The 25,524-nt window shown below is 55.3% G+C and carries 16 protein-coding genes and 4 pseudogenes; 15 read left to right on the forward strand and 5 right to left on the reverse strand.

Going from position 1 to position 25,524, the window contains the following annotated elements:
* Positions 1 to 841 precede the first annotated feature (841 nt).
* From RWR81_RS07650 to metK, 6 genes are all read left to right on the forward strand, one after another.
* On the forward strand, positions 842 to 1,636 hold the full coding sequence (locus tag RWR81_RS07650; protein ID WP_314456514.1) for a class I SAM-dependent methyltransferase: 795 nt from the start codon (positions 842 to 844) through the stop codon (positions 1,634 to 1,636).
* A complete protein-coding gene (locus tag RWR81_RS07655; protein WP_314456516.1) occupies positions 1,581 to 3,911 on the forward strand; it encodes an alpha/beta fold hydrolase in 2,331 nt (776 codons plus the stop codon). Before RWR81_RS07650 ends, RWR81_RS07655 begins: the two co-directional genes overlap by 56 nt.
* A 1-nt stretch (position 3,912) precedes the next feature.
* Positions 3,913 to 4,899 (forward strand): hypothetical protein, encoded by a 987-nt coding sequence (locus RWR81_RS07660; RefSeq protein WP_314456518.1) that lies wholly within the window; start codon positions 3,913 to 3,915, stop codon positions 4,897 to 4,899.
* Positions 4,900 to 4,911: 12 nt separating this feature from the next.
* A complete protein-coding gene (locus RWR81_RS07665; RefSeq protein ID WP_314456520.1) occupies positions 4,912 to 6,108 on the forward strand; it encodes a hypothetical protein in 1,197 nt (398 codons plus the stop codon).
* 63 nt (positions 6,109 to 6,171) lie between these two features.
* The gene (locus tag RWR81_RS07670) at positions 6,172 to 7,587 is read left to right on the forward strand and encodes a DHA2 family efflux MFS transporter permease subunit (protein WP_314456522.1); all 1,416 of its coding nucleotides are present in this window, start codon (positions 6,172 to 6,174) and stop codon (positions 7,585 to 7,587) included.
* A gap of 587 nt (positions 7,588 to 8,174) precedes the next feature.
* Positions 8,175 to 9,380 (forward strand): methionine adenosyltransferase, encoded by a 1,206-nt coding sequence (gene metK / locus RWR81_RS07675; RefSeq protein ID WP_314456524.1) that lies wholly within the window; start codon positions 8,175 to 8,177, stop codon positions 9,378 to 9,380.
* A gap of 137 nt (positions 9,381 to 9,517) precedes the next feature.
* Here metK and RWR81_RS07680 read toward each other — a convergent pair.
* Positions 9,518 to 9,680, reverse strand: a pseudogene (locus tag RWR81_RS07680) (transposase); the annotation flags it as partial.
* 167 nt (positions 9,681 to 9,847) lie between these two features.
* Between RWR81_RS07680 and RWR81_RS07685 the strand changes: the two are divergent.
* Both RWR81_RS07685 and RWR81_RS07690 read left to right on the forward strand, forming a co-directional pair.
* Positions 9,848 to 11,226 (forward strand): annotated as a pseudogene (locus RWR81_RS07685) (IS1380 family transposase).
* 576 nt (positions 11,227 to 11,802) lie between these two features.
* On the forward strand, positions 11,803 to 12,084 hold the full coding sequence (locus RWR81_RS07690) for a hypothetical protein (protein WP_314456526.1): 282 nt from the start codon (positions 11,803 to 11,805) through the stop codon (positions 12,082 to 12,084).
* 246 nt (positions 12,085 to 12,330) lie between these two features.
* On the opposite strand, the gene RWR81_RS07695 is transcribed toward RWR81_RS07690, so the two are convergent.
* From RWR81_RS07695 to RWR81_RS07705, 3 genes and pseudogenes are all read right to left on the reverse strand, one after another.
* Positions 12,331 to 13,836 (reverse strand): ATP-binding protein, encoded by a 1,506-nt coding sequence (locus tag RWR81_RS07695; RefSeq protein WP_314456528.1) that lies wholly within the window; start codon positions 13,834 to 13,836, stop codon positions 12,331 to 12,333.
* 204 nt (positions 13,837 to 14,040) lie between these two features.
* Positions 14,041 to 14,283: a helix-turn-helix transcriptional regulator gene (locus RWR81_RS07700; RefSeq protein WP_314456530.1), complete on the reverse strand. Its 243-nt coding sequence runs from the start codon at positions 14,281 to 14,283 to the stop codon at positions 14,041 to 14,043.
* Positions 14,284 to 14,421: 138 nt separating this feature from the next.
* Positions 14,422 to 15,427, reverse strand: a pseudogene (locus tag RWR81_RS07705) (IS481 family transposase).
* Positions 15,428 to 15,539: 112 nt separating this feature from the next.
* On the opposite strand from RWR81_RS07705, the pseudogene RWR81_RS07710 reads away from it, so the two are divergent.
* From RWR81_RS07710 to RWR81_RS07720, 3 genes and pseudogenes are all read left to right on the forward strand, one after another.
* A pseudogene (locus tag RWR81_RS07710) lies at positions 15,540 to 17,858 on the forward strand (recombinase family protein); the annotation flags it as partial.
* Between the two features lie 693 nt (positions 17,859 to 18,551).
* The gene (locus tag RWR81_RS07715) at positions 18,552 to 20,426 is read left to right on the forward strand and encodes an AAA family ATPase (protein ID WP_314456532.1); all 1,875 of its coding nucleotides are present in this window, start codon (positions 18,552 to 18,554) and stop codon (positions 20,424 to 20,426) included.
* Between the two features lie 9 nt (positions 20,427 to 20,435).
* Positions 20,436 to 22,154: an ATP-dependent helicase gene (locus tag RWR81_RS07720; RefSeq protein ID WP_314456534.1), complete on the forward strand. Its 1,719-nt coding sequence runs from the start codon at positions 20,436 to 20,438 to the stop codon at positions 22,152 to 22,154.
* Positions 22,155 to 22,252: 98 nt separating this feature from the next.
* Here RWR81_RS07720 and RWR81_RS07725 read toward each other — a convergent pair whose 3' ends face one another.
* Positions 22,253 to 22,468 (reverse strand): helix-turn-helix transcriptional regulator, encoded by a 216-nt coding sequence (locus tag RWR81_RS07725; RefSeq protein WP_314456535.1) that lies wholly within the window; start codon positions 22,466 to 22,468, stop codon positions 22,253 to 22,255.
* Between the two features lie 104 nt (positions 22,469 to 22,572).
* On the opposite strand from RWR81_RS07725, the gene RWR81_RS07730 reads away from it, so the two are divergent.
* From RWR81_RS07730 to RWR81_RS07745, 4 genes are all read left to right on the forward strand, one after another.
* Positions 22,573 to 23,085 (forward strand): GNAT family N-acetyltransferase, encoded by a 513-nt coding sequence (locus tag RWR81_RS07730; RefSeq protein WP_314456537.1) that lies wholly within the window; start codon positions 22,573 to 22,575, stop codon positions 23,083 to 23,085.
* A 176-nt stretch (positions 23,086 to 23,261) separates the two neighbouring features.
* Entirely contained in the window at positions 23,262 to 23,603 is a 342-nt protein-coding gene (locus tag RWR81_RS07735) for a DUF6907 domain-containing protein (RefSeq protein ID WP_314456539.1), read from the forward strand.
* A 255-nt stretch (positions 23,604 to 23,858) separates the two neighbouring features.
* A complete protein-coding gene (locus RWR81_RS07740; protein ID WP_314456541.1) occupies positions 23,859 to 24,998 on the forward strand; it encodes a hypothetical protein in 1,140 nt (379 codons plus the stop codon).
* A gap of 137 nt (positions 24,999 to 25,135) precedes the next feature.
* A complete protein-coding gene (locus tag RWR81_RS07745; protein WP_314456535.1) occupies positions 25,136 to 25,351 on the forward strand; it encodes a helix-turn-helix transcriptional regulator in 216 nt (71 codons plus the stop codon).
* The last annotated feature ends 173 nt before the right edge of the window (positions 25,352 to 25,524 follow it).

Genomic DNA, 25,524 nt, shown 5'->3' on the forward strand with positions numbered 1-25,524 from the left:
ACAACCATCAACACAACTACCCGCAGCCGCTTGACACACCACATAGGGGCACCCCGGATGAGATCCTCACCGAACGCCAGCAAAAAACACACGACACTAAACCGAAACTGTGATCATAATCACGCCTGATTAGTTATTGCAACACCCGGTTAAATACCGGTACCCTGACTCTGTCAGTCAGATTGCACTCACTGCAATATGCCGCGCATAGTTGGCTGAACTTGAGTCCATCTTTTGGGTGAAGCGCACCGATTCCTGGGATGTGTGCCTAGGTCTTCAACAGGAAAGGAAGCTTTACGTAATATTGCGAGCAGACGTTCAGCTCCCGGTATACGTATAAGTGGCGGAACAACTATTGGCCTATTGGGTGAACCATACCAGGACTCCTGCCTGTCTTCCGCCTTACCTTAGAATGGAACATAGCGTTGGGCTGGACGTAGACAGGCATAGCTGGGTCCGTTACATGAGCGAATGCCCGCCGAAGTTTAATCCTCTAACTGAGAACTTCAGCGTCGGTATCTTGGGGCGGCACAGAGTTGCTGTACTTGGAGTTGCCAAGAATTCTTGTGCTCTGCAGCATCACGCTAGGAGAAGGGAGCGACGTCAAATGAGTTTAACTTTGTCATTTGGTGATGAAAACTCAATCCTGGACAGCGTAACTGCGAAGCGACGATGTTCGACATACGCGTGTAATATCTCGGGCGAATGGCGCAAACCCGTGCGATACAGTCTGAATGTCTCCATCATGATGAGTCCACAGTAGAGCTGATGACATCCTGAAGCTGTCGCGTATGCGTTTAAAGCCCACCAGTTATCAACCCTACGACGCTGGTAGAGAATAGTGAAAACCATTGCTATCGAATCGAGAATAACTATGTCAACACAATCGTTCAACTCAGCAATCAATATTTCAGCAAAGCGGACTCCAAAGGTAAATAACGAGGCTGCAGGAACAGCCGTCGCAGCTTCGCTACCCGAACTCTGGTATCCGGGTACCTATGACAGCCAACGGCAAAAGTTGATCCCTTCGTTGGTCGAGCTATATAACGCGGCCGGGAACATCGTTCGGGCTGCCGTTGCGAAACGTTGTGACGCTACAGTTCTGGACTTGGGCGCAGGAACCGGTCTACTTGCGAACGCTGTACGTGCTTCTGTTCCGTGGTGCGAAATAGTTCTCATGGATCACTCAGAGCCCATGCTAGCCAAAGCACGCGAACGCTTCGACACAGATAATCACGTTTCGTACATATTATCTGAATTTACTTCTTTGGACAGTCACCATGAGTATGATGCTGTGGTATCGGCGCTGGCTATCCACCACCTTGAAGACCTGGAAAAACAGTCTTTATTTGCACGCATTAAAAACGCCATTCGCCCTGGCGGCGTATTCGTCAACGTCGAGCAGGTCTGCGCCCCGCGCGATGATGTCGAAGAACTCTATGATGAGATGCATGTTGCTCATGTTCAAAGGGCGGGGACGACAGCCGAAGAATGGGGTGCGGCGCGAAATAGGATGAAGTTTGATAAGCCCGCACCGATGTACTCTCAGCTTAAGTGGCTGGAAAATGCTGGATTTCAGGATGTCGATTGCCTATACAAGAACTTCCGGTTTGCAACTATCGTCGGATGGGTGTGATACGATGCTTTACCACATTCTTACCCACGTCGCGCACCGCCATCCCGATCTTCCTGCGCTTACCGTGCCAGGAAGCGAGACCCTCAGCTACTCCGACCTGTTGGTGCTGACCGATACTATAGCGGAGAAGCTCCATGGCCTCGATCCCGGCGATCTTCTCGCAGTCCAGTGCCGGAACTCGTGCGCTTATGTTGCGCTAATTTTTGCGACTGCGAAACTTCGGCTGAGTTACGTACCCATCATGTCGAACTTCACCAGCACGCAGGTTGACGAAGTCGCACGAATGGAGCCAAGGCTATACGTCCACGACATTGAGTGTGATATTCCTCCCCGATGGCAAGAGCGGGCTATCGCATTGGAAAGTCTAACTGCCGAACCGGGTGTCGCCATTCAAAGCCTTCCTCCGCGTACTCCGTCGATGCTTCCTCCTGAGACATTCCGGGTCATGTGGTCCTCGGGCTCCACCGGTCAGAGCAAGCCAATTGTCTGGCGTCAAGATAAGCTCGCCGCGGAACGTCTGCGTTGGAACGCTCACGTTGGCTTTAGCCATGAGGACGTGTTTCTCTGTCTTCACACTCTCGAAGTTGCACACGCGACAGACCTACACCTCTTTTCATCGGTGGCGGCCGGCGCCCACCTCGTTTTGTTGCCAGTTGCCGGCGACACGAGCCAGTTTGTCGATTTAGTGGAAAAGTACTCGGTGACCGTGCTGAGCGCTTTGCCAGCTCATTATCGGGAGATAATCGACCGATTCGGAAATGATGCGTCAACTCCACGGCGGCTTTCCACGATTACGTGTGCAATGTCGGGTGGAGCAATAACAACTGATCAACTACTTAGTGACGCATACTCAATGCTCGGACTTGAACTTCGAGAAATATATGGATCCACAGAATTTGGGCTCGCTATGATTGCACCGCCCGCGACCGGCGGTCGCCGACATGATCTTCTGCCGGTATCAGGAGTTGGCATTGCGTTACATGGTAATGAAAATCCGGGAGAAATTGAACTCGATTCGTTCTTAACTGCTGAAAAATATTGGCGCAGGAGCGAAGACTCTCGGCGAACCTTTGCTCCAGGAGTGTTCCGTGCCGGTGACCTTGCCCTCAGAACTGACTCCGGAGGCTATCGGATTCTGGGACGCGCATCGGATTACGTTATAAGTCAAGATGGCAGTTCGGTCAATCTCTTTGAGATTGACGAGCGCCTTCGTAAACGGTATTCATCGGCGGAAATCCTGAGCATCCAAGAGAAAAATTCTCTCACAGGTCGTCCCCGTGTGCGAACGTATGTCGGCGCCGACGGACCTGATGAGGGCACGATTAGAAGCGCTCTACTCGAGGAGGGGCTGATGGTAGAAGTCGCTGTGGAACGAATTGGGAAGATTCCCCGCACGCCCGTTGGAAAATATGATAAAGGTGCTCTTATTGCGCAACGCGCATTTTACACGCCCACCGGACCGGTTCGGTATGAGTATGGGGAAGGAACTGGCCAAAGTAGCAGTATCATAATGCTCCCTGGCCTCGGATTCGGTGCCCGTGTTTTTGAACCCCTTGCCGAGGCGCTGTCTGATATCGCGCGCGTATTTGTCCTTGATTTGCCTGGTCATGGCGAATACACACGAGCCAACGACTACACATTTGCAAGCTACGTCACTGTCATTCGAGATTTTCTACGTACCATTGAATCCGACAACATCATTCTCCTGGGATGGTCTCTTGGGGCAACGATTGTGTGGGAGACACTTCTAGCGGAAGAGAACGATCACAAGAATCCTCTAGTGTCCGGGGCTGTTATTGTAGAGCAGTCGCCCTGCCTGGTCCTCGAAGAGGATTGGCCTCATGGAGCGTACGGTCAACTTACCCCCAATTCTGCGGCAGAGACTTACCGAGGGATCCAAACCGATCCTTCCGGTTTCATCGACGACCTCGTTGCTCAGTCTATGTACTCACGAAAACGGACGGTCCCGTGCGACCCCGCGTCTGAGGCGGGCGTTGTCTATCCAGATGCACTGCAAGCGCTGTGGCATGAAGCGACACACATCGATCAACGCACAACTGTGACAGGTCTTCACATTCCGACGCTTCTCATTTTTGGTGAAGCTTCACGGGTGTACCCGACTGACGTCGGAAATTGGCTCAGATCGCACCTACCAGAAGCCATCCACGTTAAATTCACGGACGCGGGGCACATGCCGTTTCTTGACGAGCCAGAACGATTCGCAACTACAATTCAAGGATTCGTCTCCAATTTAAAATCTAGAATAGGAAACTGATATGAAGCGCATAATTTGGGTGTATCCAGACAGGGCAACTACTTGGCAACGGACGGTCGAGGCGAATATTTGGGACGTCTATGTCGACATTGCTCGTGAGCAGAAATTCGAAATGAGTCTCTGCGCTCCAGAAGATATCTCTTTTACGCGCGCACCGCGCTCGCGCCAACCAGGCGTTTTCGTCAAAGGAGAAGTCGTTACTCCTTACGATACTGTATTCGTCACGGCTGTATGGTCACTTGCTCATCAGATGGGCGATGTTGCGAATGAATTGTTTCTCTACCGGCTCCTGAAAAAACTTGGTTTCTATTTGCCAATCGATCCAGACATTTCTATGCTGACAACCGACAAGTACGCGGCGTATCTGGAGTTTATCGATTCGCCGATCCCACCAATTCCGACATATCGGATCGGCACAGGAAGAAACGCTGCAAGTAAGGACTACCAACACGCCCTTTCTGACCTGGAATTTCCGGTCATTGTAAAGCCCGCCTATTGGGGTATGGGCGTTGGCGTCTCACGGGCTACGAACCTTGACGAACTCCATGGACTTGTAGGGTTGGCGAGCGCCTCGAATACATCTCTGTTGTGCCAGCCGGACCTCGGTGCAAGTACGGAGGACTATCGTGTCTACATGATCTCCGGCCAGCCACATACGACCATCCGACGTACTCCACATGGTGCGGCTCTGACAGCTAACCTGACTAGCGGAGGATCAGTAAAATGTGTTGACCTGCCCGAGGGATTGATCCCAGCCGTTGAGTACGTACACCAACGGATCGGACTTGAATTCTACTCAATAGACTTTCTTCACGCCGATGGTAAGTTCTGGCTCTCTGAACTCGAACCTGATGCCGCGATCGGATTTCCCGAATCAGAGACATCACGTGCGCGGCAACATCAAGACATCAACGCTCGTTTCGCCGCGTATTACCAACAACATGAAGAATGGCTGGCGGAGCGTTTCGTCTCGGACCGGGCAGAATGATAGGAGAACATCTTGGCTATCGCCGACACCAACACAGACGTCCCAACCATTGGGAAACTCAGCGAGGCTGATTTGCGTCTTACCGCGAGCATGATTCCCACTGTGGCGGAGAACTTACCTGATATCGGATGTGACAGTCTTTCTGAATACCCAATCACAGGCGGTGTGGATATTGCGGCTACAACACGCGCCCTAGCTGAGGGACAAGGAGCGATTCTCATGTCATCTGGCGGTACAACGGGAGCGCCAAAATTGTCTTGGCTGCCGCATGACCTAGGACTGAGGCAGCAGTGCCGCACATGGGATCCGCTTGACGCTTCGAGCGTACTGCTCAATCTTTTCAACCCTGGACGATTGTGGGGGTCTCATTACTACATGCAGGAACTTGCCCGTATATCGTGCTCTGTCGTCCTTCCGGCTGGACCTTTCGACAAGTCTGAGATACCCAATTGGGTTGAAGTGTTCCAGCGGGCAGAAGTCAATGCGTTGGCTGGTAACCCCACAACATTGGCGGATTTCGCCGATGCCTGCCTCGAACACGGCGTTGACCTACCAATAAATAAGATCATTTGGATGGCAGAGCCTTGGGCTACACGGAAGTTGAATTCAATCGCAGCGGCCTTTCCGAAAGCTTCGTTGTGGGGTAACTATGGAGCGGTGGAGACATGGGTGATGGGCACAAGCAAACCGGAATGCACACCGAATGTATTACATCTTCTACCTGGGCATATGATGGAGTGTTACGATAATGGCGCGCTAATTAGCCGTCGAGCGGACGGGTGGGCGGTTCCTCTCCTTCGCTACAATCTGAAGGATCGTGTTGTTCCCGCGCATTGCGCGTGTGGAGGTGAACGCGCTATGCGTGTCCTCGGTCGGGTCGAGGACACTGTAAGCTTACGCAGTGCTATCTTTCGCGCTGACGAAGTACTAGACATCGTTCGTGAGGTTCCAGATGTAGTAGACGCGCAGATCGTACTTTCGTCGGAGAAGGAGACTTCGGCCAGTGTAATGACCATTGACTTTATCGCTGATGGAGCAACTGATGATATCGATCATGTTAACTTAACAGTTCGTGATCGGCTCGTTGCAGGTTTCGTCCACATGGCATCAATTGTCGCCAAGTACCCCGATGCTCTCCGTGTCGAGTGTGTTGATAGTTTAATTAGGATCGGAAGGACAAATAAAACTCCCGCAGTAGTTCGGCGATAACATCTTGACTGCCGATAGAAATTCCTTTGACCACGATATCGACTCTGCGAACGAGGAGAAGACATGACAGAAGATTCCCTAGCCATAACAGTCAGCGCTCGGCAGTGGATTGGGCTGTGCGCGTTGGCCGGAGGGTACTTCATTGCTCTCCTCGACCTAACAATTATCAATCTCGCAGTTCCCTCGCTGACACGGGACTTAAGTGCGTCCACAGCCCAGGTGTTCTGGGCGGTCAACAGCTATGGTCTCGTTCTCGCACTGGCGATCATCCCGTCAGGTCGTTTAGGTGATCGATTCGGGCACCGACGCCTCTTCCACCTGGGGACGATCATCTTGGCAACCGCCAGCCTCGCCTGCGGTGTTGCGACCTCTCCGTTCGTCTTGATCGCCGGCCGGTTCCTTCAGGGACTCGGTGCCGGCATGCTGGTGCCTCAGACTCTCACGCTCATCGGCGTCACCTTCCCTGAAAAGATTCGTGGGCGCGCAGTTGGCATCTGGGGGTCAATTGCAGGAACTGCATCCATCATCGGTCCCCTGGCCGGCGGAGTGTTGATTGATGGTCTTAGTTGGCGCTGGGTCTTCCTCATCAACCTTCCGATTGCGGCTCTCGTCGTGGTTCTGGGTCTGCGAAGTCTTCCGATCGAGGTGGTCCGGTCCGTGAGGATTGATTTCGTGGGAACCTTTCTCGCAGGCATCGGCCTTGTGGCACTTCTATACGGGTGCCTACAAGGTCCCCATGCGGGCTGGGACCTTCTGACCATTGCTTGCCTGCCGTTTGCTGTGTTCTGCCTGTTTGCGTTCTTCCGGTATGAACGTCAGGTAGATCCGAAGCACGCAGTTTTTCCACAGTCTCTTCGCAGAAATCCGCGATTCCTCGTTGCCGCTGTATTCGGGCTCTTTGCTGCCCTTGGTGTATTCGCCTTGACGTTTCTCGTATCGAACTACATCCAGTCCGTGATGGGGCAAACGGCATTCTGGGCGGGCTTTGTTCTCGTGCCAGCATCGATTGCGTCTGTGGTCACAGCACCTATTGCGGGTCGCTGGGTTGATGAAGGGAAGGCCCGCCTCGTCCTACAGATCGGCTTCGGAGCCTCCGCGATGGGAACCGCCCTGAGTATGCTGATTGCCGCTATGGGGGGTTCTTGGGTGTGGTTCCTGGGGGCGACCATCGTTTTCGGTATAGGAAATGGGTTTGTCATGGCGCCACTGACGACAGTAGGTATGACTGCGCTGAGGGGTGACGAGTTCGGTGCTGCGTCTTCTCTCCTCAATGTCCTTCGTCAAGCCGGCCCTGTGTTAGGGGGAGCCATTGTCGGACTCTTGATGCAGATGCTCGCCGCTATGCCTACCGAAGTCGACCCCCTGGGGCTTTCGAGTTCGGTCGTTGCGTGGGTATTAAGCGTTCCCTTGCTGCTATTTATTGTCGGTCTCCTTGTGTATTCGCTCGTTCCGAGGTCGATGGTGTCAGCAATTGATTGAGGTGGTTCCGCGGCAGAGCTCCGCCGTGCATACTGTTGTTGATTTAAAAGGACGTGTCCCACGGAGGTTACGTAAGTTCCTCCACTCGCTGGCGCTTAGTCTGCTGGATGTACTTGCCGACTGTGCTTGGTGCCATATCGCGCTTCTCGGCGATCTCCGTGTAAGTCAGGCAACGGTTGAGGTGGTCGGTCACTATCGACTCGACGCCTCGCCGCCCGAATCACACCAGAAGGCTGCGCTGCTTGACCTGACGACTCATAGCAGTTTGGCAGGTTTGGGGGCTATTCGCATTTGAGGGGGTGGTTGGCGAGGCTTGTTGGACTGCTGGGGGTTTTCGGACGCTGCTTATTTTGTGTTTCAGGCTGCATTAATTAGGCCCAGGAATTCTTGCCTCCACCTCGGTAAGGGGCGGTATTTCAGGGCTAGGTGAAGGCGCATATAGTTACATCTCAGTTTAGTCCACGAGGCAATATTACTGATCCCTTCTATTTCGTGGGGGCGCCCCCTACAAATTAACTTCGATAAGTCAGTCGGTAGTTAGTTTCGTACCTTGTTTATATTCTTCATTTGTTATTAAGGAAGTCATTTTGTCTAGTAATTCCCTTCGTTCTTTTACCTCCGAATCTGTCACAGAAGGCCATCCAGATAAGGTGTGCGATCGCATTTCAGATGCGATCCTTGATGCTATCCTTGCACAAGATAAGAATGCTCATGTTGCAATCGAAACAATGATAACAAAAGGTCTTGTTCACGTAGCTGGCGAGGTTACTACAGAAGCATATGTGGAGATTCCGGATATAGTACGTCGGGAGATTGTTGACGTCGGGTATACATCTTCTGAGGTATGTTTCGATGGTAACTCATGTGGAGTTTCTGTTTCAATCGGCCGGCAATCGCCAGACATATCGGCTGGGGTAAACACTGCACTTGAAGCGCGTGACACAACAGACACTGTTGATGCTTTTGACATGCAAGGCGCCGGAGACCAGGGGATAATGTTCGGTTATGCATGCGATGAAACCCCTGTTCTTATGCCTTTAACTATACATCTTGCTAATCGTCTAGCTGAGCGTCTTGCATACGTTAGAAAGATGGGCATTGTTCAAGGCCTCAGACCAGACGGAAAGACGCAGGTAACTGTGGGGTATGATGGATACACACCTGTTGAGTTGCAAAGCGTCGTCATTTCGACACAACATGACCCCGATCGGAGTCAAGCCTGGATTAGGGAGGCATTAATTAATGAAGTCATTCACCCCGTTTTAGAGCATGAAAAGGAGCGAGGACTTCAGCTTATTGATAATAATGCTGATATTTTAATCAATCCATCAGGACGTTTCGTGTTAGGAGGTCCTGCTGCGGATGCGGGATTAACTGGGCGCAAAATTATCATTGATACATACGGAGGTGCGTCGCGTCATGGAGGTGGCGCTTTTTCTGGCAAGGATCCTTCCAAAGTCGATCGCTCAGCAGCCTACGCCATGCGGTGGATCGCAAAGAATATTGTCGCCGCAGGTTTGGCAAAACGATGCGAGCTTCAAGTCGCTTACGCAATTGGTGGAGCCAAGCCAGTTGGATTGTATGCTGAGACCTTCGGCACAGAGAACATATCCGTACCTAAAATCGTCGACACGATAAATCGCGTGTTCGATTTGAGGCCCGCGGCGATAATTCAGGATCTAAATCTTTTGGAGCCTGTGTTTCGCATGACTAGTTCTTATGGTCATTTTGGGAGAAACGGGTTTACTTGGGAGGAGGTAAATCGCACAGGAGTGCTGCGTGATTTTGTTTAGCATTCTTATCTCACGAACTTTTAAAGCTCGGGGAGCGCTAGTCTGTGCCGTACATCGGAGGTGTCCGCAGCTTTGCCGGCTCTTCACATTTTCGGGTGTGGCAGGTGGGGCTTATCGCCTGGTTTAGGTGGTTGTTGTCAGATGGTCAGGTGGTCTTTGAGGCATACGGTGTGGATGAGGCTGCGAATGGTGTAGTGCGTGAGGTTACGGAATCCCAGGGCGACGCCACGTAGGTGCTCGAGGCGTCCGTTGATGACTTCGGCAGGGCCGTTTGGAGGAGCCGGGGTGATCGAAGTAGACCTGGATTGATGGGTGTTTTTCGGACAGTGCTTGTTTTCTTGCTTCAGGCTGCCTTCGTTAACCTTAGGTTTTCGTTGTTGGGGTGTTGAAGATGGGGTGAAGGTGTCGCTTGGCCTGGAATAATGCGGGTTGCTGAGATCCGAGAACTCCAGGGGAAGGACACCTTCGTGGTGAAGAATAGTGGGTTGTATCCGGTTGTGGGTGTGGAGTTGGGGGATGTTCCTGCGGTGGGGCTTGACCGAGACGTGTAGGGTCACGGGCCTGGGCAACGAGCTTTCACGGGCCCTGTCTGCGTGGCGGCGGATGTGGTCGGTGCACGACCCGGGCAAGGTCATGGCGGATCTGGCGGTGTGCGTGGCCCTGGGAGGTCGTTGTCTGTCGGACCTTTCGCTGCTTCGGTGCGACAAGGACGTCTTCGGGCCTGTTGCCTCTGACCCGACGGTCTCGCGGCTGGTGGGGACCCTGGCAGACCACGTCGAGGCTGTCGAGGCTGCCGTGAACCGGGCTCGCAAGACGGTGCGGCAGCGGGTGTGGGATCTGGCCGGCGAGCACTCACCAACGGCTGGAATCAGCGCTGAGCGTCCGTTGATGATCGACATTGACGCCACCCTGGTGGGCGTCCACTTGCGAGAAAGAGGGGGCGGCCCCGACTTTCAAGAAGGGGTTCGGCTACCACCTCCTAACCGCCTGGTTTGACCACGGCACCGGCCAAGGGGCCGGTGAGTGCGCGGTGATCATGCTGCGGCCCGGTAACGCGGGCTCGAACACTGCCGCCGACCACGTCGAGATCATCCGCCGGGCACTGGACCAGACCGGACTGGGGCCCCAGACCCGGGCGGCAGGTGCTGGTGCGCATCGACGGGGCCGGAGGTACGAAGGAGACCATTGAGTTCCTGGCCCGTCGGCGGGTGTCCTACAGCGTGGGGTTCACGCTTCCCGAGCACACGCCGCAGATCCACGGGCGCCATCCCCGAGACCGCCTGGGCCCCGGCCTACAACGCTGACGGCCAGCCCAGACAGGGTGCGGACGTCACTGAGACCCGCCGACCTGCTGGACCTGACCGCTTGGCCCAAGGGGATGCGGGTCAACCGTGCGCCGAGAGCGGCCCCATCAGGGCGCCCAGCTGCGCTTCGAGGACGTGGGCGGCTACCGACTGACCGCCTTCGCCACCAGCACGAGGGTGGGTCAGCTCGCCGATCTTGAGGTGCGCCACCGGCTGCGGGCCCGCTGCCAGGGGACCGTATCCGCTGTGCCAAGGACACCGGGCTTGACCGCTTTCCCTTGCAAGGGTTTGCGGCCAACCGGGTCTGGTGCCTGATCGTGGCCCTGGCCTGTGACCTGCTGGCCTTCTCCCAGCTGCTCGCCCTGGCCGACGCCCCCGCCCGCGCCTGGGAGCCCCGGACGATCCGCCTGCGGCTGATGGCCATCCCCGCTGTCATCGCCCACCACGCCCGCCGCACCGTCCTGCGCTACAAGGCCGGCCACCCATGGACCAGCCTTCTGCTTGACGGCCTCGGGCACCTCCAGGCCCTACCGGCTCCGTAGACACACGGCTCCTGCCTCCTGTCCACCACGCCCCTGAAGGAAGAACCCTCTGGCCCCCGGAAAGGCCCGACTACCGCGAGACGACACGCGGCAAGCCGTCACACCCAACCGGCATAATCCCAGCCACGACACCGGCAACGCCGCCGCCAAACCCCACTCAACCAGCCAATGAAAGATCGAGGCTAGGGCCATTTGGAGTGCCGATAGCCTTTGCCACTGACCGGATCAAGGTCGCTATGCGGTGACTTGACACCCCACGCTGGCGGGCCCTAAAGCCCCTGAATACAGCAATAGCGACCGTTACGACACGTCGTGGATAACAAACTTGACGTGAGTTGTATGCCTCGGCCTCGCTATTTTGCCAATAACACATACAACTATTGACATTACCAACAAAAAGCATCTAATCATAACTAGACACAGGCCAACACCGTGTCACCAGAATCTCCGGCGAGTGGTTTTCAGGTCACACTGCGGGAGATTTTTGTTTGATTTGAATTATTGCGGCTTTCGTGCAAATACCGACATGAAGTCTCTTCGGCTGCTTCGCTTGTCTTCCTTGACTTGGACGCAGAAGTGCTCACCGTCTTTCGTCATTCCATAGAAGCGATAGAGAACGATAGTTCTATCGTCTGCTCTGAAGGAAACTTCTGGTACTTCTCGCGAGCTGCGCAGCAGTTCGATAGCCGCTTTGTAGAAGCGCAGCCGCTTCCGCCGCTCCTTTGGGTGCTTCTGCATCAGGTGCGTCCAAAACACGTCGAGAAAAATCTTGCTGCTATTGAAGTACTTCGACCGCACATACGGCTGCCGTTTGCTCGATTGCGCGACAACCTGGTACTCGGCTCTGGCTTGCTTTAGCACTTCATTGTAGGACGATCCAGGCAACCGCGGATATTTTGATGTATAGACATGCATTACTCCATTCAGTATACAATGATTGTGGAACTATGAGAAGGTTCGGCTTGATTGCTAAGTAAGCAAGCTGAAGTCTGTTTTGTGTCTATCAGTGAATCGGTATGCAACCGCCGGGAGTGGCTGGCTTTTGCTCATCGAGTGTTCTCCATCTTGGTAACAACACTGAATGATGAGGTAATGCCTGTATTATTAACTCTGGTGCTCGTTGATGAAACTTCGAACGTCTGGATGGTTGCTCCACCACCATCCATTAGGGTATTGGATTGATTGTTGTTGAGCAGTGCTAATCGCTTCATTCAAGGCTGTGGCGATCTGGGAATCGTTCTTTTGTGGAAACAACTGGTGCCGCATATTGTCATCGTCGATGAGTCGAACGAGAATTGGGTAGGTGTGATCCTGTTTGAAAGCAGACGAAGCGGGATAGGCGTTGCCGCTGTGCGTTTTGTCGGTCGCAACAATAGCGCAGTACAGAATGTCAAACTGGCACAGTGAGTTAAGGAGTGGGTCGCCCACTGGGATAACTTCGTCAGTATTGAGTGCTATATCTGGCACGTCAGGACGCATCGCGGGATGCTCGACCATAAGTAGGCGTGCTGGGGGAATCATTAGGCCTCCACGGTCGTCGGCAGGAAATAATTCTGCACGAGATGCTTCAACTTGTCCGTGGCGGATCCATGATGCATAGACGTAGGTGGAGTCGTCGATCTTTGGGGGATAGGGTCGGAGCACAAGATTCGATATAGTCGACCATGCTTCGCATCGAACGGTGGCGGCACCGATAATGTAACAGCGCACGATGATCTCAAGCTGCTTCGAGGGATTCCTCGGATTAAGTTGCTTATACGTGTCGAACAGGCGCTTGATCGTCAGATCAACGATCTCGGTCTCGCCAAGGAACAGAGCCTGCACGGCGATGATAGTTGCCTTATTGAGCGCCTCGATGTAACGCTCCTCGTCGGCGGCGAATCCGGAGAGTTGAGACAAGAAGTAGCGGATACGTGTGTCTCCGCTGAGTTCAATATTGGTGAGCAGTGCCTCGACGAACGTGTCGTCTGACATTTCTATCGATAGCGGCACATTTGATCGTCCGTCTGGGCTCCGCAGCGACTTGGCAACTTCTGCCACCAGAGATTCAATGTCTTTTCGTGCATCGTCGCGGATACGCTGATCATGCTCCCGTAGCAGCTCATTCCAGTGCGACCACCGAAGAGGGGCGTTTTGCGCGCCATCTCGGATGCAGATGTCTCCCCTGCGAAACAATTGCACAGTTTTACCATTCTTTTCATATTGTCCAAGTGAGCTCATTGGTACGGGGAGGCCGCTTTCGTTATGAGGAGCATAGATGAGAACTACCTCATATCCCTTGACGGTGTGGAACTGTGAGGTGACGCGCACAGGGCCCTCGGTGTACCTGCGGATAAGGTCATTGAGACGCGCACCATCGAAGAGCTCGCGTGTCTTCTGATCGAAAGTTCCTTGTGGGGCAGCAGGATTGCCGCTGTCGTCAACTCCGATGAGGATATATCCACCTGGAGGTCGGTTCGACATAGATACGACGTCTTTAACGAACTTGATTTTTCCCTCGTTCTTCGAAAGGTCAACGCTTTCTTTGAATTCGAGGTGTTGTTGCTCTGGCTCAGAGAGCAACTCAGTGAGTTTCTCGATGTCGGTGCGACCATCAACAGTAACTGCCATTATTCCTCCGTATATTCTATTTTGGCTACTCCGGAGTAATTATACAGAAAAATACGACAAAATGGAGAGATCGCTGGGGAATGACGAATATGCGGCGGTGACCACGCGAGCAGCAGTGTCGCCGGCGGTTGCTCACAAGGACTGACGGTAGATAGCGGTGAGCGCGGTGCCGTCAGTCTTAAAGACCGTTCAAAGTCAACCTGGCTACACCTCCAACCCACTCACCAGCCCACCAGCGTCGGTGTCGAGGGCGTGGGCGATGCGGAGGATGTTGTGGAGGCTGAGGTTGCGTTGGCCGCGTTCCACCTGGCCGATGTACGACCAGTGCAGGGTGGTGCGCTCGGCCAGCTTCTCCTGCGACAGATCCAGCTGCTCGCGGCGGGCGCGCACACGCCGGCCGAACTCACCAGTGGCTGGTGAGAGCGGCGGTTTGCGGTCGGTGAGCACGTCTCCATCTCAACCGGCCAAGCACTCCCAATCCAGAGACGATGTATCTCAGGACGATGTATCCTGTTGTTGTCCGTGGCGGTCGAGTAGCTGAGGAGGTGGATGAGATGAACGGTGGAAGCTGACTATCCCAAGGAACTAGCTGTATGAGGTCATGACGTTGGTGACGTGTGCTGGGACGCGGGTGGCAGGAGGCTGGCTGCGGCAGGCAGTGTGGGGTCGATGGTAGTTGTAGTGGTGGTTCCACACCGCGACGGCGTCACGGCGCTGCTGCTGTGAGGAGTAGGAACGCGCGTAGAGGCACTCCTCGGCCAGGATGCGGTTGTAGCGCTCGACCTTGCCGTTGTGCCGTGGGGTGTAGGGACGGATCCTCTGGTGGCGTGAGGCCAGGGAGGTGATTGTCGCGGTGAAGGTTCGGGCGCGGTAGTTCGCCCCGTTGTCGGTAATGACCCGCACGAGCCTGGTGATACCGTGGGCGGCGAAGAAGGCCCGGGCGCGGCAGAAGAAGCCGACCGTGGTGGAAGCCTTCTCGTCATCCAGGGCCTCGGTGTAGGCCAGACGTGAGAAGCCGTCGATGGCGGTGTGCAGGTAGGTGTAGCCAACCCTGGTGCCCTTGCCCCGCTTGGAGGCATTCGCCTCGGGGGCAGGCGCGCTCATGAGCCCGCCAGCCTCCCCCAGGTGGGATGCGTCCAACCTTCTTGACGTCCAGGTGGATCATATGGCCCGGGAAACGAGCCAGGATCGGTTTGCTGACCCGGTTGGTCTGTCCGGTGGGGTCGATGCCGCCTCGCCGGTTCAGACCGGCTCTGTCCAGCCATCGGGTCACGGTACGCACCGACACCACTGTCCCGCGCACAGCCAGCTCGTGGCTGATACGGCGGGCGGACCACTTGTGAGTACGGCGCCAGTGCTCGATGAGGTCCACCGTCTCGGCACTGGTGCGGGCGGGGCAGCGAAACGGGGCGCTGGAACGGTCCTCAAGCTCCGAGATTCCTCCTTGGCGGTAACGAGCGACCCACTTCGACAGCGTGGCACGAGCGATACCGGCTTCAGCCGCTACATGAGCGATGGGGCGACCGGCCTGGACACGCATCACGAGCCGGTAGCGGCCCTGAGGCGTCAAAGGAGCGTTACGGTGGGTCATGGCAGCGGGGCTTTCTCCTGTCGGAAGGATGATTCAGCACCACCCATCCTGACAGCCCAGGCCTCGCTGCCTCCCCAACGCCCCATGACTACAACCTCATGACCCACAACACCTAGTGGTTAAGGAGTTCGCCGACCGCGGTGAGTCGGCTCGTAGTGCGAACCGGCCTGAGCTGCAGAAGATGCTGGCCTACCTCAAAGAAGATGGTGGCATTGACTACGTCATCGTCCACAAACTGGACAGGCTCGCCAGAAACCGAGCCGACGATGTGGAGATAAACCGGGCGTTTGAGGAGGCGGGTGTGCGGCTGGTCTCTACGAGCGAGAACATCGACCAGACGCCTGGTGGCATGCTGCTGCATGGCATCATGAGCTCCATTGCTGAGTTCTACTCCCGTAACCTCGCTAATGAGGTCATCAAGGGGATGGGCGAGAAAGCAAGGAACGGCGGCACACTGGGCAAGGCACCACTCGGCTACCTCAACGTGCGTGCCAAAGACGAAAACGGCCGCGAAATCCGCACCATCGCTCTGGACGAAGAGCGCGCACCACTCATCCGGCTGGCCTTCTCCGAGTACGCCACCGGCAACTGGACAGTCAGTCAACTGGCCAAGCATCTCAACACTCTTGGCCTCTCTATCCCGTCCACGCCACGGCGCTGCGCCAAACCCATCACGGCAACGCGCCTGCACGAGATCCTGCGCCACCCCTACTACAAGGGCATCGTCACGTTCCAGGGCGTGGAGTATGCGGGTAAGCATGAGCCGCTGGTAGATAGCCAGACCTGGCAAACCGTCCAAGCCATCCTGGCCTCACGCCGCAATGGGGAGCGCCAGCGCATCCACAACCACTTCCTCAAGAGCACCATCGTCTGCGGCCAGTGTGGGGCGCGCCTGTCCGTCCAGAACGCCAAGAACAGCAAGGGCACCATCTACCCCTACTTCGTCTGCGCCCGCCGCTGCCGCCTCCACGACTGCGCCTTCCGCGCCGTGCTCATCGACGTCGTCGAAGACCGCATGGTAGAGCTCTACCGAACCATCCAGCTCAGCGCAGCAGACAGAACGCAGATCGAGCACTACCTCCACGACGAGCTAGCCCAGATAGAAGGAGACAAGGCCAAAGCAATCCGCTCCCTCACCACCAGGCGGACGAACCTAGAAGACAAGCGCCGCCGCCTGATGCACGCCCACTACGAAGGAGCCATCCCCCTTGACCTCCTCAAAGAGGAACAAGCCAAGCTCACAAGCGAGCTGGGCCAGATTGAGCGCCAACTAACCGCCTACCAAGCCGACGCAGCCGAAGTCCGCCAGCACCTTGCCCAAGCCCTTGACCTCCTCGAAGACTGCCACCGGCTGTATGCGGCCGCACCAGCCCAGCTGAAGAAGCTGCTCAACCAAGTCTTCTTCGAGCGGGTGCTGGTCAATCCACTGGTGGATGAGGAGGGGCGGGTCGTTATGCCTAGCACAGGCGATGGCACGACCGACGGTGCCAATGCTGGCGGGCCAGCGGATAAGGATGCAGCAGGTAAGGAGACGAGCGGTGAGGACAGCGCCTCACTCTCGACCGACCCTGACCATGACCAAGCAGCAGACCAACGCAATACCGGCGCACCCGATGAGCAGCACAGCGCCGAAGAAGAAGGAACGAGCGATGACAGCAGGGGAGGAGCTGCTGAAACTGACACGCCAGCCCTGATGCCTCACTCCATCCATCTCGCCGACACCGGCTCCGGCACTCGCCTCAGCGCCCTGCTCGTCCCGCCCTTCGACCAGCTAACCAGCCCCAGCCTGCACGCCGCCGCCCATGCGCACTACCTGCAGCACGCGGCTCAGCCTGACAATCCGACCTCACCGCCCACCGCTGACGATGAGCCCACGAGCCCCACAACACGAACAACGCCCACCCTGGTGGGTGAGCGTTGTTCAACATCTGGAACCACATCCCAGCCTGTTTCGACTGGGGTGGGTTCGGGTAAGAGCTTGTTGGTACACCTGGGCAGTATCAATTCGAACAACTGGCTACCCCTGCTCGCCTTCCGTGAGCGCCTCATCGCGGGCGAGGTAGCTCCGGAGTCGAGCATGTCTAGCGTAGCGTCTACCGAGCAGGACAGCGAGATCACGAAAGCCCGCGGCATCCGCAACACGGCCTGCCGTCCGATCAGCGCGGCGAAGAAGGAGCAGATTCTGAGCCTTGAGCCCACCGGCATGTCCGCCCGCGCGATCGCTCGGCGGGTCGGCACATCCACTTCCACGGTGAAGGCCGTCTGCCGCCAAGCCAAGCAGCTACCCCGCCGTAAGCGACGCTTCACCGACGACGATCTCCGTCGTGCTCAGCAGCTCCACGCCCAGGGCCGCACCTACATCGAGATCGGCCTGGAGCTTGGCTTCGGCCGGGATACGGTGAGCAAGCATCTGGCGGCTGCGCGAGCATAATCAGTAGCTGAGGAAGCGATATACGGACCAAGCATCGCACCGTTGTAGAGAGCTAACTGAATTGTGCATATGTGCCGATCGATTTTTCAGAACAAGGACGTTTGCATCCAAGCCAGCGGTTGAAGTGAGTTATTTTCGATGCCTGTTGTGTTTTGTGGGTCAATATATGACGAGTGAGTGTTGCAGAAGCCGCATGAATTCCGCCGAGGATTGCTTTTCGGCTAGTTTTAGCAGGTGTTAACTTGGGTTGATGGAGTGATTTTGGCAATCGCACGTCGATTATAGAGCATACATGGCCCACGTGGGCGGCACACGCAAATCCGACGACAGGGGTCTGCTGCAGGAGGTAACGTGTCGATTGAGCAGCGTGCTCACCTCGAAACCAACTGAAGTACAAGTTAATATCTGTGAACTAAACGTGGCTTCACGTGCCGGTTTTCATAGAGGCTACTTATATTGTTGACCACTTGAAGTGTAGGTGACGAAGAAACCTGTCTCGAGAGCGGTTGAGCTCGCTTCGTCCAGCAGGGCGTCGCTCTGAGAACTTCCCTAGGACACGCCTTGAAAGACAACGCAGTCTTTACCAAACTGATACATTATTGGCCTGAGAACAGTATCCCAAGTCTCAAATAAGGTATAATCTGGGTGAGACTCATTCCGTCTTACCCACTGGTGATCAAAATGCGAATCCGTATGCTAACTATTGAAAACTATCGAGGCATCGCTAATGGGCGTGTCGTGTTTCGAGATCATTCATTACTTGTGGGCGGCAATAACGTCGGTAAATCAACCGTTTGCGAGGCTTTGGATCTGGTATTGGGGCCGGAACGTCTGTACCGACGTCCGGTCATTGACGAGCACGACTTTCATAATGGAAGATATGAAGAAGATGATGGCTCATCGCGGGACATTGTTATTCGCGTGGTTCTAACAAGCCTCGATCGAACCCATCAGATACGTTTCAGACAACATCTTCGTCGTTGGGATGATGCTTCACTTCAATTTGTTGATGAAGAAGTTGACGGCCTTTCGCGTGCCGACAACGAGAACGTCATATGGGCGTTGCCGGTGGTATTTGTCGGTCGATATGATCCCGAAGAAGATGACTTTGTTGGGGGCACATTCTTTGATCATCCAGTGAAACATCCAGATGACCTCGGCGATGAAGAAAAGGCCTCATTGGGAGGAGGACGCTCGGTGTTCACTCGAGCGCATAAACGAATTTCCGGGTTCATCTACCTTCGTGCATTGCGTACTGGCACACGAGCCTTGAGTCTCCAGCGAGGATCACTGCTCGACACAATTCTTCGTCTCGGCGAAGAAGGCAGCTCCAATATGTGGCCTGATGCACTCAAAGCACTTAAAGAGATCGATCCGGCCGTCGGAGAGATAGAGCAGCTTAAGTCGATTCGCGATCGGTTGCAGGAACGTCTTGGTCAGTTTGTTAATCTCTCTTCTGAGAATGATCCGACATCTTTCTATGCATCCAATCTAACTCGAGACAATCTGCGTGAAGTCGTGAGGCTATTCGTCGCGACTCAACCGAGTAACTATCCTGTTCCTTTCAACCGACAAGGCACTGGGGCAGTCAACCTGCTCGTTTTCGCGTTGCTGACGATCATTGCTGACATGAAGGGAGAGAGTTCGGCTATATTTGTGATGGAAGAACCTGAGATCGCCTTGTCTCCCCACATCCAACGTCGGGTGGTGAAGTACGTTCTCCAAAAAATGGGGCAATCTATAGTCACCTCCCACTCGCCATACATTATTGAACAATACGATGCCGAGAGTGTCGTCATTTTAGGTCGTGATGGCGAGAATCAATTCTCAGGTAATCTGATTGAGGCTGATGTAATTAAGCCAAAGAATTATCGTGCTCAACGTCGGCAGTTTGCTGAGGCGATCCTCAGCAGGGCAGTATTTGTAGTCGAAGGTGCGACCGAAGTAGCGACCGTTAATGCGGTGTCGACGGCGCTTGAAAAGTTCCATAGAGGCTACTCTCACATTGATTTAGCTGGTGTTTCATTATTCAATGCTGAAAATGATCGAGAGGCGCCAAAATTTGGGCCAATTTTTAAGGCTCTTGGGAAGCCAGTGTTCGGTATGCGAGATGAACCAAATAGGCCGGATTCCCCTGACGCAGTAGTTAGTATAGGCACTTTCGACAAGTTTTGGCAATCCCCAGAGAAAGGAATCGAGCGCATACTCGTCGAGGAAACACCTCATCAGGTGCTGCATCGCTTTCTTAGTGAAGTCTCGACACGTGACGACTATCCAGCAAACTGCAACTATGACCCATCTATTGAGGATGTCGATCTAAAACATCTTGTGGAGAAGGTACTAAAGGCAAGAAAAGGAGACTCCTACGGCTTTGGCTATGCTGGATTCCTCATCGAACAGTGTCAAAGTGAGGAAGAACTGCCGCCGTTCATCCGTGATGCGCTGCTCTTTATTGATGAGTATCTGAAGCCGTCAGAAGGATACATTGGTGTTCCCGAGTTTAGCCAGGAAGAGTTGTCTTTAGACGGTTCTGCTTCAGATGATCAGGTCGGCGAAGAAGAATTGTAGGTTGTTCGCATGAAATTGTCGAATGATGCCCAGAGCGCACTAAAGTCTGAGTACCCTGTACTGGTACTTGGCGGCCCTGGATCTGGCAAAACAACCTTATCCCTCTTGAAGGCCAAAACATACGCATCGGAACTTTCCGATGGCCAGGCGGTTCTGTTCTTGAGTTTTTCTCGAGCCGCTGTTCGCCAGGTCGAGATTAGATGCCATGACCTACTGGACACACAGGAGCGGAGATCAATAGAAGTGCGTACGTACCACTCCTTTGCGCTTGATGTCATTCAAACTCATGGCCGGCTTCTTTCGGGAGAACCCCCACGGATCATATCGCCTAACAAAGAAGCCCTTCTTAAATCGCGTTTCTCGGGACATTGGGCGAGTGAGCTGAAGCGGATGGCGTCAGGAGAAGGACGCTATGCTTTCAGCGAGTTTGCGACGGTTGCTAATCAACTTATTTCGGGATCGAATGCAGTTGCTGAGCTTATTGCAGACACATATCCGGTGATCATTCTCGACGAATTTCAGGACACCGATGATTCACAATGGGAGCTAGTCAAGACACTTTCGCAGCGGTCACACATGATGTTTCTTGCTGATCCCGATCAGCGGATTTTTGAATATGATGAGCATGTGAGCGCTGAGAGACTACAGCATCTTCGTGATTACCTACGTCCGGCTGAGTTTGATCTTGGCGGCGATAACCATCGAAGCCCGAATTCAGGGATTCTTAGCTACGCCAACGCTCTACTTCACAATACCCCTCTTCCGTCTGTTCCTGAAGTGGTCGTTGCACCATATTATCCCAAAAGTTTTGATATGACGATGCATGCGGCTGTCGTGTGGATGTTTTCAAATCTTCGACGCGAAGGAATCGAAAGGCCTTCTGTTGCTGTTTTTGCGCGAACCAACTTGATGGTTGCAAGTGTGTCAGACTACCTTACCCAAGAACATGTCTATAATGGGCGTACGCTCAAACCAGTTGCGCATGATGTTCTGTGGGATGCTGCGCTCACCATAACTGGCTCACTCGTTGTCGCTTCCATCCTGGAATGGACGGCACTTCCCAGGAACGCTGCTTTAATGCAAACTTTTGAACTGCTTGCTGAGTACTTTGATGTCAAAAGTGCTTTGAAGCCTGGTAGTGTGAAATATGCAAAAGAAATGAGTGAAAAGTTATCAGTTGATATGTTCAGGTTAGGTCATGATGATGCCCTGAAGTATAAGTTATCGAAGCACTTCAGCAGAGCTTACGAAACTATGCAAGCATTTGGTGGCAATCCTGGGGATGATTGGTTGAGGGTTCGTAAACTATTCAACACTAGTACTGGTAACCTGGATAAGTTGTACAATGACGTGAAGTTTGTTCGACTATTTCGAGCATCTGATCAGATTGGAGAATGCTTGAGTGGTCTTTGGGACAAACAAGCAAGTTATCTGGGGGCGTCGAGTGTGTTACGTCGTCCACTTGAAATGCAGTCGCTGCAAGCTGATTATAGAGAGCCTCATGGGTGCTCGTTGATGACAGTGCACAAGGCGAAAGGCAAGGAGTTTGACGGCGTTGTAATTGTCGATGGCGACTCAAGGAGTTCTAGTGCATTTATTCGGCCCAATGCGTCAGTGTCGGAGCGAGATAGCGCTCGGAGATTACTGAGAGTCGCAATCACTAGGGCGCGACGTCGGGTAGTGCTGTTGCGGGCGAGTGCCGCGCTGGATTTGGTTGATTCAGACTAGCCGCAAGTAGGTTAAGTTTCGATTCCTTGCTGCGGCTAGCTTGGGAGGCATGTCTGTGCCCACCACAACCCCGCTCTCCCAACCCCTTCAACCCTGCACTACTTCTCCAAGAGCGTCAGAGCCTCCACCCCAATCTGCTCTGCCATCTTCTCTAGGCTCTTGAGCGTGAGGTTGCGTTCACCGCGTTCCACTCCGCCCATGTAGGTGCGGTGGACGCCAAGAACGTCTGCGAAGGCTTCTTGGCTCAGGCCCCTCTCCAGCCGGTAGGCACGCAGGTTCCTGCCCACCGTCTTCTGGAGATCACCAACAGCCACATCCCTCAGCCTGGCTACCTGCTACTTGAAGGTCTACAGACTGATGAGTAGCATCAAGTGGTGCGAGAGGCAGGGGATACGCAGTAGCAGAGGGGAGCAGCGCCATGGCCATCACCCTCCAGGCGCTATCTGAAGCACATATCCCCACCATCCTCAAGGCGTGTGCGGACTGGCCAGAGCTAGCGCAGTATGGCCCGCCATACTGGCGGCCCAGAAGCAGCGCAGAGCTGCGCCGCAAGATCGCCGATACCGCGGGCCCGCAGCCAGCCACGGCCTACAGCTTCGTCCTGGCAGATAGCGATGGGCGGCTAGTCGGCGAAGCCTCGATCCATACCATCGACTGGCGCAGCCGCGTTGCCCAGGTGGGCATCTGCATCTGGCGACCGAGTGATCGAGGCCAGGGCTATGGCGCGGCGGGTAGTCGGGCCATCATCGACTGGGCGGTTAGCCACGTGGGGCTGCATCGCCTGGAGGCATGGATCCTGGCGAGTAACGGCGCGTCGCTTGGCCTCTTCCGCAGCCTCTGCTTCGTCGAAGAAGGCCGGCTGACGCAGCGCTACCTGGTGGGCAGCCAGTACCTGGACATGCTGGTACTGGCGCGCATCACTGGAGCATAAGGAGATGATTGCAGGGGAGTGGATGATCGGCGTCGGCCAGCTGCTCCCTGCTCGCTGCTTCTCAGTCCACTATGGCTGTTCTCCGTCGGCTGCTGCCGCTGGCCTGGCCTTCGCACCTCGCGTTGCGGTTGGCTGCGGTCGTGCAAGCAGACGGTGCTTGGGGGAGAGGAGGCAGCATGCGGCCTGAACAGCCAGCAGGTGGAGTGGAACGTTGCCCTGCGTGGTGCGTCGTCAACCATGATGCGGCGAGCGATGAGCTTGATGGCGTAGTCCACGAGAGTGCTCATCTCCCCGTAGCGGGCGTTATCCCCCAGCGAGGGCACGGCAGCGACGGTGGGCCCCAGCGGCGGGCAGTGCCAACCGAGCTCTACCTGGTGCGCTACCAGTACGCCGGCGAAGCGGACGAGTGGCTCTACCTCGGCGATGGCCACCACGGGCTGGACGTCAGCCCCGAGACGGCGCAGCGGCTGAGGTGGGCGATTGGCTGGTTGATGGACACCAAAGCCGAGCGCAACTGACGTTAGAGACAAACACAAAGTGGACGCGCAAACAACGTCGGGGCGCTTATTTCTATCGTGTATAAAAGCGGTTCTGATCTGCGCAAATGCAGAAAATTGCCGTATGTGAGTAGCTCTCTATCGATATCCCTGCAGACGGATTGTCTGCGGCGTCTCGCCCTGCTAGCCGACTTATCTACGCACCACTTGCAATACTCAGATAATACTGATTGTGTTTGCTCTTTGCGCCCGCATTTTGCTATACTGAATCTATTCATGGCCAGCAAAGATGTCCTGCCACTGTATCGTCGGCTGCTCAAGACTAAAGCAGCGTTGCTGGCCGTTTCCTTCACCTTGATCGGTATTCTGCTCATCATGCTCAACGCCTGGCTGGCGACGCTGAGCCTGGGCGACTGGAGCTGGCTGCATCATCTGCCGCTCGATGAGGTCGGTGGCCCGTTGCTTGGGGCTGGTCTGGTCTCCACCATCCTGGACTACTCCTACCGGCGCGACCAAGAGGACGTCGCCATCCAGCGCACCCAGCAGGCCATCGTCAACCTGTCGCCGGCCAAGCTGTGGAGCGTCCTGTGCGAGGGCCTTACCCGCCATCCGGCAGAGCTGGCTCGCCTGACCAGGCCCGAGCGGCTCGACGATGCAGCGGCGGCCATCATGGCGCAGCGCCTGGGCGATGCGCAGTTCGCCCGCGAGATCTATGCCGACATTCGCGACCAAGCTATCCGCGCCGCCGAGCGCTGGTACGACGTCGAGGCGCGCGTTCGGCTCTCTACTGCAGTAGAGAGGAGTACCGCAGGTACTCCTCTGCTCGACGTCACCGTGGAGTGGGAGTACACCACCGTGCCTAGCGGCAGTGAGCGCCGCTTCGCCTGCGTATCGGATCGGGCGGCGTACAACGCGCTGGTGATGGACACACCCATCACGACGACGTGGCTCATGACGCCACGGCCAGGGATGGAGGCCGCCAGCCGGCGTTGCTTCGAACTGCTGTCGTTCACCATCGACGGCAAGGAGATGCCGATCCACCGCACGGAACACGAGGGCGGACAGACCTACGTCGTTGACACCTCTGTCGCTGCCGCGGGCAACCCCGTCCGCATCCGTCACGTCTACCGAACCGTAACGCCGGCGTGGGGCCATCGCATCTACGTTGAGTTGCCGCAGCCAGCGCGTGGCTTCAGCTTCGACCTGGACTACACCAACACCAGCATCGACAGCATCAGCGTCACCGATATGGCTGCCAACGGGCGTCCAGCACAGATCGTCCCATCGCCGAAGCGGGCGGCAGGACGCACACTCAGCCTCCGTGTACCTGGGTGGTTGCTGTCCAAGAGCGGCTTCGCCATCGTTTGGACACTCGAAGATGAGCTGCCTCAGAGCGGGCGCTCCGAGGCAGCGTAGTGCTGGATGCTGTACCCGCTCAGTCGCCACCACACATCGCGAGCGTCCCTCCTCTCATCATGAGAATGTCTGTCATGACGCTGATGCTACTCATCAGTCTGTAGACCTTCAAGTAGCAGGTAGCCAGGCTGAGGGATGTGGCTGTTGGTGATCTCCAGAAGACGGTGGGCAGGAACCTGCGTGCCTACCGGCTGGAGAGGGGCCTGAGCCAAGAAGCCTTCGCAGACGTTCTTGGCGTCCACCGCACCTACATGGGCGGAGTGGAACGCGGTGAACGCAACCTCACGCTCAAGAGCCTAGAGAAGATGGCAGAGCAGATTGGGGTGGAGGCTCTGACGCTCTTGGAGAAGTAGTGCAGGGTTGAAGGGGTTGGGAGAGCGGGGTTGCTGATATTTGTCAGCATTGATGACAGTAACCTGTATTTCTGCTGATTGTTCGGTAGTGTCGGGTACGTCATCGGCTGATGCAACGAAGGAGGTTTATTCATAGGGGTGTTTAAGGGGGGTGTGTCGCTGAGTAAGGTGGC

Source organism: uncultured Actinomyces sp. (assembly GCF_963526355.1).
In the GTDB taxonomy this organism is placed as follows: Bacteria; Actinomycetota; Actinomycetes; order Actinomycetales; family Actinomycetaceae; genus Actinomyces.

Bases quoted from the DNA above. Each gene is read 5' to 3' on its own strand.
- RWR81_RS07730 (WP_314456537.1), top strand. From the start codon at position 22,573: ATGGCCATCACCCTCCAGGCGCTATCTGAAGCACATATCCCCACCATC.
- RWR81_RS07715 (WP_314456532.1), top strand. From the start codon at position 18,552: ATGCTAACTATTGAAAACTATCGAGGCATCGCTAATGGGCGTGTCGTG.
- RWR81_RS07655 (WP_314456516.1), top strand. From the start codon at position 1,581: ATGTCGATTGCCTATACAAGAACTTCCGGTTTGCAACTATCGTCGGAT.
- RWR81_RS07660 (WP_314456518.1), top strand. From the start codon at position 3,913: ATGAAGCGCATAATTTGGGTGTATCCAGACAGGGCAACTACTTGGCAA.
- RWR81_RS07670 (WP_314456522.1), top strand. From the start codon at position 6,172: ATGACAGAAGATTCCCTAGCCATAACAGTCAGCGCTCGGCAGTGGATT.
- RWR81_RS07695 (WP_314456528.1), bottom strand. From the start codon at position 13,836: ATGGCAGTTACTGTTGATGGTCGCACCGACATCGAGAAACTCACTGAG.
- RWR81_RS07740 (WP_314456541.1), top strand. From the start codon at position 23,859: ATGGCCAGCAAAGATGTCCTGCCACTGTATCGTCGGCTGCTCAAGACT.
- RWR81_RS07735 (WP_314456539.1), top strand. From the start codon at position 23,262: ATGCGGCCTGAACAGCCAGCAGGTGGAGTGGAACGTTGCCCTGCGTGG.
- RWR81_RS07720 (WP_314456534.1), top strand. From the start codon at position 20,436: ATGAAATTGTCGAATGATGCCCAGAGCGCACTAAAGTCTGAGTACCCT.